This window comes from Flavobacterium sp. LC2016-23, from assembly GCF_009674775.1.
GTDB lineage: Bacteria > Bacteroidota > Bacteroidia > Flavobacteriales > Flavobacteriaceae > Flavobacterium.
Genome location: NZ_WKKE01000013.1, coordinates 41,372 through 56,088, shown reverse-complemented (window position 1 = coordinate 56,088; position 14,717 = coordinate 41,372). Strand labels below are relative to the sequence as shown.

9 protein-coding genes are annotated in these 14,717 nt (G+C 35.8%); all 9 read right to left on the bottom strand.

The annotated features are described in order from the left end of the window. Positions 1 to 9: 9 nt before the first annotated feature. Entirely contained in the window at positions 10 to 624 is a 615-nt protein-coding gene (locus tag GJU43_RS12460; RefSeq protein WP_154341083.1) for an acyloxyacyl hydrolase, read from the bottom strand. A gap of 100 nt (positions 625 to 724) precedes the next feature. Beyond that, on the bottom strand, positions 725 to 1,282 hold the full coding sequence (locus tag GJU43_RS12455; RefSeq protein WP_154341082.1) for a hypothetical protein: 558 nt from the start codon (positions 1,280 to 1,282) through the stop codon (positions 725 to 727). Between the two features lie 144 nt (positions 1,283 to 1,426). Beyond that, positions 1,427 to 1,906 carry a hypothetical protein gene (locus GJU43_RS12450; protein ID WP_154341081.1) on the bottom strand — a complete coding sequence of 160 codons (480 nt, stop codon included), beginning with the start codon at positions 1,904 to 1,906 and terminating at the stop codon, positions 1,427 to 1,429. After that, complete coding sequence (locus GJU43_RS12445) at positions 1,863 to 3,395, bottom strand: hypothetical protein (RefSeq protein ID WP_154341080.1); 1,533 nt, start codon at positions 3,393 to 3,395, stop codon at positions 1,863 to 1,865. The genes GJU43_RS12450 and GJU43_RS12445 overlap by 44 nt, the downstream gene beginning before the upstream one ends. Before the next feature lie 251 nt (positions 3,396 to 3,646). Then, positions 3,647 to 6,637: a protein translocase subunit SecDF gene (gene secDF / locus GJU43_RS12440; RefSeq protein ID WP_154341079.1), complete on the bottom strand. Its 2,991-nt coding sequence runs from the start codon at positions 6,635 to 6,637 to the stop codon at positions 3,647 to 3,649. A gap of 227 nt (positions 6,638 to 6,864) precedes the next feature. Next, positions 6,865 to 7,800 (bottom strand): malate dehydrogenase, encoded by a 936-nt coding sequence (mdh, locus tag GJU43_RS12435; RefSeq protein WP_154341078.1) that lies wholly within the window; start codon positions 7,798 to 7,800, stop codon positions 6,865 to 6,867. 111 nt (positions 7,801 to 7,911) lie between these two features. Beyond that, positions 7,912 to 9,852 carry a DNA topoisomerase (ATP-hydrolyzing) subunit B gene (gene gyrB / locus GJU43_RS12430; protein ID WP_154341077.1) on the bottom strand — a complete coding sequence of 647 codons (1,941 nt, stop codon included), beginning with the start codon at positions 9,850 to 9,852 and terminating at the stop codon, positions 7,912 to 7,914. 302 nt (positions 9,853 to 10,154) lie between these two features. Beyond that, positions 10,155 to 12,887 carry a pitrilysin family protein gene (locus tag GJU43_RS12425; protein ID WP_154341076.1) on the bottom strand — a complete coding sequence of 911 codons (2,733 nt, stop codon included), beginning with the start codon at positions 12,885 to 12,887 and terminating at the stop codon, positions 10,155 to 10,157. A 209-nt stretch (positions 12,888 to 13,096) separates the two neighbouring features. Then, entirely contained in the window at positions 13,097 to 14,713 is a 1,617-nt protein-coding gene (gene asnB / locus GJU43_RS12420) for an asparagine synthase B (protein WP_154341075.1), read from the bottom strand. Positions 14,714 to 14,717: the final 4 nt, after the last annotated feature.

Here is a 14,717-nt window from a genome sequence, read left to right as displayed (position 1 = left end):
ACGCTTTTTTTATAAGGAACAAGAAATTCCAAACTCAATATTTCTGGTGTTATAGCCCGCGTTTGAACTCCCCAGACCCGCATTTGAAACATGCCGTACAGACGGACGAATATCAAACTGAAATCTCTGGACTTTAGCCGAAAAACCAACTGCCAGCACATCTGCGAAAGCAAATCCCTCAGACATACGTTCTGTTTCGGTATCCGTAATCATTGGTCCAACGCTTGCTAAAAGATAAAATGAGAAACGCTCACCGATTGGTTTTCTGATTAAAAAACCAACATTTAATACGTATTCATGAACATCTTTTAATTGTACATATTTAGCCCGTTTTTCTATGTAATCCGGTTCTTCCGGTTTAACAAAATAGAAATTCAGTAATTGATGCGTTCCAAAATTAATTTCCGGCTGAACCAAAATTTCATATTGAAAACTTCTGGTTTCCTTGAACCTGTAATACAATTGCGCTTTATAAAAATGATTGGTAAAGGTATAATTCCGATTATTGAATTCACTTCCGAAACCATAATTGAAACCTATCGCCAGTCTCTCTTTTTTAACTTGTCCAACGATTTTACATACACTTAAAAGAATCACCAGAATCAATAGTAATTTTCTACTCATAAATACATATTTGCTGGTTTAAATATACCATAAAAAAAGATCTGACAGCCTGGTTGTATTTCAATAATCAATCCCTTTATGCAGATTTCTTTCTGCTTGTTCAAAAAGCATATCCTATTCGGAGATGCAAATCAGCTTCCGGCATTAAATCATTTTGGTGAACGTAGTATCTAAATCCAATTCCAATTCCTGCTTCATAATTAAAATTACTATTCCCGATATTTCTTCTGATACCCCATTTTTGAACAATAGCAATCTGACTTGAGGGCTTAGCCGAATCCGTTTTTAGAATTGCAAACCAATCAGGACCGTATTTGATGCCCAGCGTTAAAAAATTAGCGCTATTATTCAAGCCTCTGTTTTTAGAGTTTCGTTTGTCGATATTATAATACCATCTGGGCTCTAAATTGATTACAGGAACTAAACCATATCGTATGTCACAATCAGAACACCCTCGATTGGAGCAATCCCGGAAAAAGGAATTTAAACCAATTTCACTTCTTATGGCTACTTCCGAAAATATTCGAAACTCATGATTTATCCAAACTCCAAAAAGTCCGGATTGGACATTAAAAATTGATTTTTCTACTCCGGTATTTTGACAATAACTGGTTTGAATCGTTAAACAGAGCAGTATTGAGCAAAGAATCTTTATCATTTTACCTTTTTTTTGGTACGTTTTTATTTTTTATAACTTTCGCTTTATTATACTATTAACACCATTTTGACCAACAATAAATAAATATATTTATCAAGGTTATTTTCGGTAGGGTTTTCATAATCTTCTTTTATTCAAAATGTTTTATAAACAAGGTATCGATAAATTAAGTTCCGAATCATCAATAGTATAAATCAACGTATTATTTGACTTATCATACATGCTTTCAGTAAAATTATCATAAGACTTAACATCAAGAATTCCCTGCCCTTCTAAAAAGGTAAGGCACTTATTATTACCAGCAAAGTCAATAATCACATTGGTTGTTTTGCCGTACTTATTGTTTCTAAATATAAAAGGTTGAACTAAACCAATTTTCCCAGCATCTTTTATAATGATTAATTCTTCTTCACTTGGATAGATTATATACTCATTTAATAATATATTATCTTCATTAAAAAGTGAAATAGTAATAGTCTCCGAAGTTAAATTTTTATAAATATAAGTTGTTGTTATAAAATATTCCGGGGGAGGACTGGAACAAGCAGTAATAAACATTGTACTAATTGTACTAATTCCATTAACTAAACAATTGATCCAAATTATTCTCTGTTGTGTTTTCATAATCTTGTTTAATTTTATTTTTCCAATCATTCCATGTTTTTTGATACATCAGTGCATTTTCTATCTGCCTAATGTTATATCCCGTTACGTTATCACCTATTGAATAATCCTTATCAATCATATCTTGTACAACTCCGGTATAATCTCCAAAATATTCATTAGTATAAATGGGATACACCATCCTAGTCAACTCCCATTGCACTCCTCTAGCCCATGACTCTTTTACCTTATCCTCTACGCTTTGAAAAGTCCACCATCCCATTTTCCAATGTGAAGCATGAGCCAGCTCATGTATGGTTGTTCCGTAATATTCATGACAATTATTCCTTTTGTAGATTCTAATTGTCGGCAGAACACCTGCCAAACCTCTCCAAAAACTAGTATCTCCGTTTAAACCATTGGGTAAATCATGAATTGCAGCAATTTTCATTCTTGAAGGCATTTCGCTATCAAAAGGAGGTCGTCTCAATTCTTTAATGTCTTTGTAATAATAATGGTGTGCGGCACGATGAATCATGGCATATTGAATATCATCTACATCAGTTATTGTATAATTCCATGATTCTTTCTTTTTAGAAGGCCCTCTTGTTTCTGCCTGACCAAACCAGCCATTTCTAATATCATAGTGCTGTCTCTCCCATTGAATAATGTATCTGGCCTGTCCGCGCACAGTTCCTGTAGAAAAATTACCATTGACATCGGTTATGCCACTGTCAACGGTGAACCATTGCCTGATCAGTATTTGCGCTCCTTCCACAGGAACTACTTTGTTGAGTGAATTATCAAACATCGTAATTTTACCACTTGGACGCCATTTTGATCCAAACATCCACCAGGAAGACTTACCCGCAGTCCAACTTTCTAATCCTAATTCTTTTTCATTATTCGTTAGCTTAAAGGCTTCTATCAACAAACTACCCAGCAGATCCTCTTTTGTCCCGATTGTACTTTTATTAACCTGACCCGTTTCAGTTACATCATCAAAGTAAGGGTCTTGTTCCGGAATGTATAATTCTTCCAAAACCTCCGTTTTAATTCCTGCAGGGAATACATACTCTTTTGGCACAGCTACATAATATGTACTTATACTTTCGGCATCATTAGTTCCCATTTGTTGTAAAACTTCCTCGGGAAATTCGTAATCGAGCGGATAGTCGAAAAATACCTGAGAAGTATCTCTTTTCAGGACTGCTTCTTCATCTGCATTTTTAGGCTCTATCTTCACATAAAGATGAGAGGTTTCAATATCAAATTCTGATGTGTTTTTGGCAGATTTTGAAAATTTCATTTTTGATTTCACACTATCCAGAGCCTTCCTCATGTTTTTTACAGCGTAAGGATTTTCCAATTTCTGCCCTAATTGTAAGTAATACTCTTTCCCTCTGGCATTTGCATTGTTTTCTGTCAGAACAGGTTCCGTATTGCAGGACCCGATTAGTACTGCAAATAATACCGGAAAGCCATAATTTAAAGTTGTTAATTTCTTCATTACACTATATTTTAATTATTTTTTAACAAGAAAAAGAATTAAAATTAAGAGCTTTATTGAGTATCTTTTTAGAACATAAATAAACGGCCTGTATCTCGTAATAAACGGTTCTGTTACTGATGCAAATGGAAATTATACAGAACTCTATGACTATAGATTTACTTACAAATCACTTCTAATACGTTTATGCAGGGCACAAAAAAAAAGACCCAACTTTCGTTGGATCTTTTTGATATAGTGTAAGCAAATAATTATGCTTTGTTATGCTTGTCTTCGATACTATGTTTATCATCTTTAGAAATCGTGTCAACCAATACCGGTGTCGCGATGAATAATGAAGAATAAGTACCTACAACAATACCCACTAACATAGCAAAGATAAATCCTCTGATGGACTCTCCACCGAAAATAAACATTGTTAATAATACAATGATCATCATTAATGAAGTATTTAATGTTCTTGATAATGTAGTGTTAATAGAAGCATTTACGATATCTTCAAAACTTCCTTTACGGTTTCCAATAATGAACTCTCTGATTCTGTCGAATACAATTACAGTATCATTCATCGAGTAACCGATTACAGTAAGAATTGCAGCAATAAAGTGCTGATCCATTTCCATGTGGAAAGGCATGAATTTATAACATAAAGAGTAAATTCCTAATACAAAGATCACGTCATGCGCAACAGCTGCAATCGCACCTAATGAATATTGCCATTTACGGAACGATACCATTAAGTATAGGAAGATTGCTGCCATAGCACCTAAAACTGCCCAGTAAGAGTTCGTTTTGATATCTTCAGAGATCGAAGCTCCAACCTTAGAAGCCTGTAATACTCCGACTTTTTTACCGTCGTAAGTGTTTGTAAACTTATCATAAGAAGTGTTAGGATAATATTTCGCTAACGCTTTGTATAATTTTTGATTTACTTCTTCGTCAACTGCTACTCCGTCTTCTTTGATTTTGTATTTCGTTGTGATTTTCAACTGATCATCATCACCTAAGATTTTAGCTTCTACAGGAGTTCCGAAAGCAGCAGATAATTCATCTGAAACTACAGTTGCATCAACCGGTTTTTCAAATTTAACCTGGAAAGTTCTTCCTCCTACAAAGTCAACACCCTGATCTAATCCGTTAACGAAAAAGATAGAAATCAAACTTACTACCACTACAATTGAAGAGAAGATATAAGTAAATTTCTTGATTTTGATAAAATCAAAGTGGAAGTTCGTAAACCAGTTTTTAGTAATATTAGTAGAGAAAGTTAAATCACCTTTTCCGGCAATGTTTCTGTCAATAAAAATTCTTGCAATAAAGATTGACGTAAACATAGACGTTACGATACCAATAAGCAATGTTAAAGCAAAACCTTTGATTGGTCCCGTTCCGAAAATAAACAAGATCGCTCCGGTTAAAACGTGCGTAACGTTTGCATCAATGATCGAACGCATTGCTCCGTGCCATCCGTAAGATGTAGCTACTGCTTCAGCCAGTGATTTACCATCACGTAATTCCTCTTTTGCTCTTTCAAATATAATAATGTTAGCATCTACCGCTGTACCTAATGTTAATACGATACCTGCAATACCTGGCAATGTCAATACAAAACCAAAACTTGCCATAATTCCGAATAAGAAAAGTAAGTTTAACAATAAGGCAAGGTTAGCATACCAACCTGCTTTACCGTAATAGAAAACCATCCATAAACAAACTAATAAAAATCCAATTACAGATGACATTGTCCCTGCATCAATTGCAGCCTGACCTAAAGATGGCCCTACTACTGTTGATTGAATAATATCTGCAGAAGCCGGTAATTTACCTGCGTTTAATACGTTTGCTAAATCTTTAGTTTCAGCCACATCAAAAGAACCTGTAATTTCAGATCTTCCTCCGGCAATTGGTCCGCTGGTTACACCTGGTGCAGAATAAACGATATCATCTAAAACAATAGCGATATAACTTTTTTGAGAAAAAGCTCTTCCTGTCAGTTCTTCCCAAACTTTAGCACCCTGACTGTTCATTTGCATAGAAACAGCTGGTTTACCCATTTGGTCAAATGTATCTTTTGCATCCGTTACAAGACCTCCGTTCATTGCCGGGATATTGTCTCTGTTTCCTTTTAAAGCATATAATTCAACTACTTCAATATCTTTCGCGTTTTTAACATCTTTTGATTGCGGGTCTTTTATAGTAGTTGGTTTACTCCATACAAATTTTGCATAATGCTGATCAGCACCTAATAAAATTCTGATTTCAGGTCTTTTGAAATATGCATTAACAGTTGCAGTATCTTTTGGAGCAAAATAACCTAAAACTGGTCCACCACCCTGACCTAAAATTTTGTCAAATAACGGGTTGTTTCCTTTTTTAGCTTCAGTTGAATCTTTAGCGTCAGTCAACAAAGCATTCAATGAATCCTTAGCAACTGTTTTAGTTTCTGTTTTTTTGATTTCAGTCTTTTTAAGTGCTTCGTTTGCAGACACTAAAAAGTTTCCGATTTCTTCTATTTTATACGTTTCCCAAAACTCTAACTGAGCTTTTCCACCTAATAATTTTTTAATTCTGTCCACATCTTTGGCACCCGGAAGTTCTACTAAGATTCTTCCTGTTGATCCTAATTTCTGGATGTTTGGCTGTGTAACACCAAATTTATCGATACGCTCTCTTAATACTTTATAAGCACTTTCGATAGACTCATCTACTTTTTTTCTAATTACTTTTTGCGCTTGTGCATCAGTCATTTCAAAAGCAATTCCACCTTCACCCTGCAGGTTTCTGTTGGCGAAAATTTCAGGAGATGCTAATTTTGTTGCACCGTTTGAATTTGCATCAAAAGCCTCAAAAAATTTATCTAAATAACTTTTGTTTCCTTCTAAATTTGCAGTCGCATCAGCTAAAGATTTATTGAAAACCGGGTTTTTAGAATTGTTTGCTAAACCTTTTAAAACATCTTTAATAGAAATCTGAAGAATAACGTTGATTCCTCCTTCTAAGTCAAGACCTTTATTGATTTGCTTGTTTTTTACTTCATTATAAGTAAAATTCGTAAATCCAAGATTCAGTACACTTACCTTACCAATAGAATCTAAATATTTTAGCTCTTTATCAGGATTATCTCCTGCAAAAGCCTTAGCCTCACTTTTGACATTGCTTGCCACATAAGTGAACGAAAGTTGGTAAATACTTACCAATGCAAATAGAATTGCGAAAAATTTAATAAGTCCTTTATTCTGCATTATTACTAAAAATTAATTATGTTTTATTGTTTGTTTTTGTTTTAAAGTCCCATAAAATAAGCCCTGACATGATTTTTTTAAAACTAAAAAACTAGATCACGAATTACAACATTTTTTTTAAACCGAGCAAATATATAATTTACGAAAAGATTAACCAATTTATTTATTAATTAATCTCAAAAAAAAGACTGCAAAAGTGCAGCCTTATCTTTTTTTTACCAAAATCATTATACTAAAATCGATTTTAGAGCATCATTCATACCTCTAACTGCATCTGCACTTTTAGCAAATAAAGCCTTTTCCTGCTCGTTTAACTGGATATCCAGAATTTCTTCCACTCCGTTTTTACCAATTATACAAGGCACTCCTATGCATATATCGTTCTGACCGTATTCTCCTTCTACAAAAACGGAACACGCAATCATTTTCTTCTGATCATTTAAAATACTATCTACAAGGTACGCTACAGAAGCTCCCGGCGCATACCAAGCTGAAGTTCCTAAAAGACCGGTAAGCGTCGCTCCGCCTACCATCGTGTCTGCAGCTACTTTTTGCAATACTTCTTCTGAAAGAAATTCCGTCACCGGGATTCCGTTATAAGAGGCCAAACGGGTTAGCGGAATCATAGTCGTGTCACCATGACCACCAATAACCATTGCAGAGATATCGTTTGCCGGTTTATCTAAAGCCAGGGACAGATAAGTTCTGAAACGCGAACTGTCTAAAGCCCCTCCCATACCAATAATTCTGTTTTTTGGCAATCCGGTTGATTTTAAAGCTAAATACGTCATAGTATCCATTGGATTAGAAACTACAACAATGATGGTATCCGGTGAATGTTTTAACACGTTCTCAGCAACTGTTTTTACAATTCCTGCGTTGATTCCAATTAATTCTTCACGGGTCATTCCTGGCTTCCTTGGAATTCCGGATGTAATAACAACTACATCACTTCCGGCTGTTTTAGAATAATCATTGGTTACTCCGGATACTTTGGTATTAAAACCTGTGTTTGTCGCACATTGCATAATATCCAATGCCTTTCCTTCGGCAAAACCTTCCTTAATATCCAACAACACTACTTCGCTGGCAATTCCTCTATAAGAAATAACATCTGCACATGTAGCTCCAACATTTCCTGCTCCTACAATGGTAACTTTCATATTTTATACTTTATCGGTTATTAATTAATTTGTATGTCTCTAAATGGACAATTCGTTTAATTGTTTAGTAAATTTAAACAATTAAACGAATTGATTTATTAAACTTTTATTTTATGCGTCAATATTTGCATAAACCGCATTTTTCTCAATAAATTCTCTACGTGGCGGTACTTCGTCACCCATCAGCATTGAGAAAACTCTGTCGGCTTCTGCCAGACTGTCGATTGTTACCTGACGTAACGTTCTGAAATTCGGATCCATCGTAGTTTCCCACAATTGCTCGGCGTTCATCTCTCCAAGACCTTTATAACGCTGAATCGCAGCACTTCCTCCCATTCTTTCGTTAGCCTGATCACGTTGAACATCATTCCATGCATATTCTTTTTTATTACCTTTTTTAACAAGGTATAAAGGCGGAGCTGCAATGTAAACGTGGCCTTCTTCGATCAGTTCTTTCATGAAACGGAAGAAGAATGTTAATATTAAGGTAGAAATGTGACTACCATCGACATCGGCATCACACATGATGATTACCTTATGATACCTAAGTTTTTCAAGATTTAAAGCTTTACTGTCTTCTGCAGTACCAACGGTAACTCCTAAAGCGGTAAAGATGTTACGAATCTCCTCGTTTTCGAATACTTTATGGTGCATCGCTTTTTCGACATTCAGAATCTTACCACGTAAGGGTAAAATCGCCTGAAATGCGCGGTCACGACCTTGTTTCGCTGTTCCACCAGCCGAATCTCCCTCGACAAGGTACACTTCACATCTTGCAGGATCCTGTTCAGAGCAATCTGATAATTTCCCCGGCAATCCGCCGCCACCCATAACGGTTTTACGCTGTACCATTTCACGTGCTTTTTTAGCAGCGTGACGGGCCTGAGCAGCCAAAATTACCTTTTGAATAATGATACGGGCATCATTTGGATTTTCCTCCAGATAATTCTCTAACATTTCTCCAACCGCCTGAGAAACCGGAGAAACTACTTCTCTGTTCCCCAATTTTGTTTTGGTCTGGCCTTCGAATTGTGGTTCTGCAACTTTTACCGAAATAATAGCTGTTAGTCCTTCACGGAAATCATCTCCTGCAATTTCGAATTTTAGTTTATCCAGCATTCCGGATGCATCAGCGTATTTCTTAAGGGTTCTTGTCAAACCACTTCTAAAGCCCTGTAAATGCGTTCCTCCTTCGTGAGTATTGATATTATTTACGTAAGAGAAAATATTCTCTGTATAACTTGTATTGTAAATCAGGGCAACTTCAACCGGAATCTCCCCTTTTTCGTGATCCATGCTGATTACGTGAGAGATAATTGGCTCACGGTTACCGTCTAAATAACGAATGTATTCTTTAAGACCTTCGTCTGAGTGAAAAACTTCCACTTTAAACTCTCCTTTTTCATCTACTTCCCTTTTATCTGTGAAGGTGATGGTAATTCCTTTGTTCAGGAAGGAAAGCTCACGCATACGCGCTGATAAAGTATCATAAGAAAACTCAATTGTCTGAGTGAAGATGGTATCGTCCGGGTAAAAAGTCTGACGTGTACCTCTTTTATCCGTTTCTCCAACTTGTTTAACCGGATATATAGCTTTACCTCTTTCGTATTCCTGTTCGTATATTTTACCGTCTCTGAAAACAGTCGATTTCATATGAACCGAAAGGGCATTCACGACTGAAACCCCAACACCGTGCAGACCTCCGGAAACTTTATAAGAATCTTTATCAAATTTACCTCCGGCACCAATCTTAGTCATTACTACCTCAAGTGCCGAAACACCTTCTTTTTTATGTAAATCAACCGGAATACCACGACCATTATCTTCAACTGTTACTGAACCGTCTTCGTTAATTGCAACACCAATAGTATCACAATGTCCTCCCATCGCCTCATCAATAGAGTTATCAACAACCTCATAAACCAAATGGTGCAGCCCTCGAACCCCTACATCTCCAATATACATCGATGGACGCATTCTTACGTGCTCCATTCCTTCTAATGCCTGAATACTATCTGCTGAATAATTGTTCTTCTTGATTTCTTCGCTCATATAATTTATTCTAAAAAATGTAATTATTGTCTAACACGCAAATATATAAAAACGCAAATTATATATCCGTTAAATTACGATTTAAAGCTGGTAAGTTATTAACATATTATCAAAAAAAGCTAATAAAAAAAGGAACAATCGATTTAAATTCCAATTTTTTAAAATTCCAAATTCCAAAAGTTGATTATGCAAAAAAACCGAAACAAACATCGTGATGTTATTTCGGTTTTTGAAGTTTTTATTTTTAAAATTTCAAATGCTAAATTGAAGCCTGGAATTTTAAAAAATTGGAATTTATTTTATTATTTTTTATTAAAATCTCCTGCATAAATTGACGTCATTTTATCCAGACTTAAATACTTTTTCAAAGCATTGTTTACTTCTTGTATTTTCAACGCTTTAACTTTAGTTTCTAAATCATCATAATCCTCCAGTGGAATTCCGTAAGTAAGATGTGTATTTACCAAACTCATCAGCGTATCATCACTTCCTAATCTGGTTTTTCTCTTGTTCTGCCAGCTTACCAGATTTGTTTTCAGTTCTTCTTCGGTAAATCCGTCTTTTAATGCTTTTGTAATTTCCTCTTTTGTTGCTGCTTCAACAGCCGATTTTTTCGTAGGATTTAAGAAAGCATAATATTCCCAAAAAGCAACATCGTTCGTAATTGGCACATCAATAAAGGAGCCTGCTCCGTAGCTGATTCCTTCTTTTTCTCTTAATCGCATCGGGATTCTTGAAGTTAAAAAACCTCCGCTTCCGATGATTTCGTTCACCATAATGAAAGCCGGATAATCAGGGCTTTTTGTATTCATTTTTAAACTGATTTTACCAATAGCCACCGCATTTTCCTTATCCGGAGTAGTGTAGTCCTTATCTAATTTCTGAGTATCGAAATACGTTGGATTAGCCAGTTCGTATTTGGATTTAGAATTCCATTTACCGAAAGTATTTTCCAGGATTTCAACGGTACTTTTGGCATCTAATTCTCCGATCACACAACCTGTTCCGTTTTGTCCTCCTAAAATGTTTTTGTAGAAATCTACTATTTCGGATTGCTTGATTTTCTTGTAAGCATCTATTTGTTCCTGAATTGTTGAGGTGTAAAAAATACTTTCTTTCGGATATTTAGAAGTTAGTCTTGCTATTTCTGTAAAGGCTACCGACTGAGGATCATTCAGGTTAGATTCTAAATAAGTATTGTATTCCGTAATGGTTTTTGTTAATTCATTTTCCGGGAAAGTAGAATTTACCAGTAAATCAGACAAAATATCCATTACTTCTTTAAAGTTTTCTTTATAAGTATTGATATTGACCGATAAAGTTTGTCTTGAAAAACTAAAATTTATACTAGATTTCAACTGATCTAATCGATCCTGAATTTGTTCTTTTGTTCTGGTTTTGGTCCCTGTTTTCAGCAATTGTGCCAAAATTGCCCCTACATCTGACTTACCTGCCAAATCCTTTTCGTTACTTACCGGGAATTTAAAACTTGCCTGAACTTTTCCGCCTTTTATTTCTTTTTTAACCAATCCGTATTTTGCACCATTACTGAGTTTGCCCTCTACCAGATTTTGTTTTAAATTTTTGATAGAAGCTTCAAATGCAGCTGTTTCTTTTTCCAGAGCTTTTCCTTTATAGTCTTTGGTAATAGCCGCTATTTGCTCGTCTGTAAATTCTACCGATTTTAATCGCTGCTCTTCTTTAGACGGAATAAAAATCCCAACGGTTCTGTTATTGCTTCTGAAATATTTCTCTGCAACTCTTTGTATGTCTTCTTTTGTCAATTTCTCGACAGCATCACGATAGATAAACCCAAGTCTGTAATCTCCTGCTCCGATAATTTCTGTCAGATTGATTGCATACGAAATTGTGTTGTTTTTTATACTTTCGATCTGTTTAATAATTTTTGCTTTCGCTCTCGCTACATCTTCATCGGTATATTTTGTTGTCGGAATTTTATCCAGTTCTGCCCGTACGATATTTTCAGTTTCTTTAATATCTTTATCGTTAGGTACAGCAACTCCGAAATACACAAAACTTGCATCTCTTACCGTTGGCTGCCAGCTGTAAATACTGGATACTTTGCGGGCTTCTACTAATGATTTATAAAGATAACCGGAAGGATCTGCCGTTAAAATCTCTGTCAAAGCGTCAATTGCGGCATAATCTTTATCTGCGTAAGGTGCTGTATGATATAAAGCTCCTACATTTTTACTGTCCCCTGCTCTTTTTAATTCTACGAATTTTTCTCCATCCTGAGCTGGTTCAATAGTATAGGTTTTATCTAAAACTCTTTTTGGTTTTGGTATTACAGAAAAATACTGTCCAATATATTCCAGTGCTTTTTGTTCGTCAAACTTACCTGCAATCACCAAAGTAGCATTGTCAGGCTGATAGTATCTTTCGTAAAAAACCCTTAATGTATTTGCTTTTACGCGTTCTATGTCTTCTTTACTTCCAATAGTACTATTTCCGTAATTATGCCATAAATAGGCGGTAGAAATTATTCTCTCCTGCAAAACGCCATCGGGATTGTTTTCTCCAATCTCAAATTCATTTCTTACCACAGAGAATTCTTTATCCAGATCGGTCTGCAGAATAGTAGAATTAATCATCCTGTCTGCTTCCATCTCCAGGCTCCATTTCAGATTTTCATCACTGGAAGGAAAAACTTCATAATAATTAGTTCGGTCCAGCCAGGTCGTTCCATTGGCATTTCCGCCTTTGTCTGAAAGCATTTTTTTGATATCACCCAGATTTTTAGTACTCTTAAAAAGCATGTGCTCCAGTAAATGTGCCATTCCTTTTTCGCCATACCCTTCATTTCTGGAACCTACATTGTAAATGATGTTCACTACCATATTACTTTGGGAAGCATCTGAAATCAATAGTACTTTCAATCCATTATTTAATGAATATTCTTTCACTCCTTCTACATTTGTAATGTATTTGGGGGTTTCCTTTTTTTGAGCGTAACCAGAACTCACAACGCCCAGAGCGCAACACAAAATTCCTTTAAGTAATACTTTTTTCATATTTTTTATTCAAATTATTAAAACAGGATTAATTATTTATGATTGAATCAAATATAGTACTTTTCTTAGATACAACGGATCATTTAAAAATGGAATAGCACAAAAAAAATCCGAAACAAACATTTAAAATGTCGTTTCGGATTTTATCTATTGTTATAAATCCAATTGCAATCCGGAATTTATATCCCATGCAGTGAAAATTTTATCTTTTAAACCGCTACACCGGATTTTGCAATTTTAACATCTGCTTTCAGGTGCGCTGCATTTGCTCTTCCGCTTGGATCCTGATTTTCCTGCCATTTTGGAATCCATTTTCGAACGGTTTGCGCCGCACTGACCTGTGGATAATATTTATGGAAAATCGATCGGTATAAATACGCTTCTTTTGTGGTTGGCGAATTGTATGGGAATTCTGCATTGGCACCTTGTAATTGCTCATCTGAGACCTGTGTTGCACAATATTCAATCAATTCGTCAATCCAGCTGTATCCGACTCCATCTGAAAATTGTTCTTTCTGACGCCATAAAACCTCTGTCGGCAAATAAGGATTTTCCGGAGTATCAAATGCTTTTCTCAGAATATATTTCTCAATTCCGTCGTATGTCTTAGGCTGTTTTTCGTCGGGTTTGATCAGCATATTGGCATCAAGGAAATCTTTATCTAAAAACGGAACTCTTGTTTCGATACCATTTGCCATCGTCGATTTATCAGCTCGCAATAAATCTGCCGTAAACAGTTTCTGCACTCTTTCGATGGTTTCTTTTTGAAATTCTTCTGTTGACGGAGCATTTCTAAAATACAAATGACCTCCGAAGATTTCATCCGCACCTTCTCCGGACAGAATGGCTTTTATACCTTTTTCTGCTATTGCTTTCGACAATATAAACATGGGGACACTCGCTCTTACCGAGATGACATCGTATGTTTCAATATTCTGAATTATTTTTTCTAACACGTCAATTCCTTCCTGAACAGAAAAATGAATTTCGTGATGTTCTGTTCCTAAAAATTCAGCTGCTTTTCTCGCAATTTTATTATCGGGAGCCTCAGCATTTAAGCCAATTGAAAAGGATTGTATTTTTTTCCCGGTTCCGGCCAGTAACCGGGCCGCAATCGAAGAGATCAAAGAGGAATCCAGACCACCCGAAAGTAAAACGCCAACCGGTAAATCCCCCATTAAACGCTTGCGGACTGCTTCTGTCAGCGTCTCTCTTATTAAAGACAAGTCAAGATCATGATTGGCCTTTTCGTAATCCTCATATTCCGGCTGGTAATACTTTACAAAACCGGTTTTCGGGGTATAATAATGTCCCGGAGGAAAAGTGGAGAATGTTTTGCACTGATCTGCAATTGGTTTCATTTCAGAAGAAAAATAGATCCTTCCTCTTTCATCCAAACCATAATACAAAGGCTTAACGCCCAACGGATCCCTGCCGGCAATATAATCGTCTCCATCAATGATTACAAAAGCAAAATCCCCGTCGAGTTTATTACAAAAATTATATCCGAATTCCTCGTACAAATGCACAATAACCTCCGAATCTGATTTGGTTCTGAACGTATACGCTTTTAAAAGCCCGTTTTTTAATTCCTGATAATTATAGATTTCCCCATCATGTGCCATCCAGGCATTTTTAGTCCCCTGAATAGGCTGTTTCCCCGAATTCAAATCTATAATAGACAAACTTTCATGGCAGATAATACTACCATTTTCCATGATCTGATACCCTCTTTCATCAGGACCACGGTGCGACATTCTTTTAGAAAGCTCTCTCACGAGCTGCGGGTCTTTTCCTTTACCTATAACGGCTAATATTCCAGACATACCA

Excerpts from the sequence above, each read along its gene's own strand:
- GJU43_RS12460 (WP_154341083.1), bottom strand. The coding sequence starts at position 624 with ATGAGTAGAAAATTACTATTGATTCTGGTGATTCTTTTAAGTGTATGT.
- GJU43_RS12455 (WP_154341082.1), bottom strand. The coding sequence starts at position 1,282 with ATGATAAAGATTCTTTGCTCAATACTGCTCTGTTTAACGATTCAAACC.
- GJU43_RS12450 (WP_154341081.1), bottom strand. The coding sequence starts at position 1,906 with ATGAAAACACAACAGAGAATAATTTGGATCAATTGTTTAGTTAATGGA.
- GJU43_RS12445 (WP_154341080.1), bottom strand. The coding sequence starts at position 3,395 with ATGAAGAAATTAACAACTTTAAATTATGGCTTTCCGGTATTATTTGCA.
- secDF (WP_154341079.1), bottom strand. The coding sequence starts at position 6,637 with ATGCAGAATAAAGGACTTATTAAATTTTTCGCAATTCTATTTGCATTG.
- mdh (WP_154341078.1), bottom strand. The coding sequence starts at position 7,800 with ATGAAAGTTACCATTGTAGGAGCAGGAAATGTTGGAGCTACATGTGCA.
- gyrB (WP_154341077.1), bottom strand. The coding sequence starts at position 9,852 with ATGAGCGAAGAAATCAAGAAGAACAATTATTCAGCAGATAGTATTCAG.
- GJU43_RS12425 (WP_154341076.1), bottom strand. The coding sequence starts at position 12,887 with ATGAAAAAAGTATTACTTAAAGGAATTTTGTGTTGCGCTCTGGGCGTT.
- asnB (WP_154341075.1), bottom strand. The coding sequence starts at position 14,713 with ATGTCTGGAATATTAGCCGTTATAGGTAAAGGAAAAGACCCGCAGCTC.